Source organism: Vibrio owensii CAIM 1854 = LMG 25443 (assembly GCF_000817815.1).
Lineage (GTDB): Bacteria > Pseudomonadota > Gammaproteobacteria > Enterobacterales > Vibrionaceae > Vibrio > Vibrio owensii.
In genome coordinates this window covers 1-269 of sequence record NZ_JPRD01000092.1, presented here as the reverse complement: position 1 = coordinate 269, position 269 = coordinate 1, and the positions used below count along the sequence as shown (strand labels likewise).

The following is a 269-nucleotide window of genomic DNA, read 5'->3' as shown; positions in this document are numbered from 1 at the left end:
TCGATGTATGGACTCCCCCCTCCAAGGAGGAGCTAAAATTTTAGTGCAAACAGAAATTTTAATCGGGTGCCATACATGAAAAAGTCTACTACTATCGCCATTGATTTAGCAAAAAACTCATTTCAAATTTGTAAGCTAGTTAGAGATCAAGTTGCCTCTGAAAAAGCTTTAAATAACCAAAAATTGAAGTCATGGTTACAAAAACAACCCGCTTCTCATGTAGTAATGGAAGCTTGTGGATCTGCGCATCATTGGGGACGTTTTTGCCA

1 pseudogene is annotated in these 269 nt (G+C 38.3%); it reads left to right on the top strand.

Annotated elements, in window-relative coordinates:
• Positions 1 to 75: 75 nt before the first annotated feature.
• A pseudogene (locus tag H735_RS30605) lies at positions 76 to 269 on the top strand (IS110 family transposase); the annotation flags it as partial.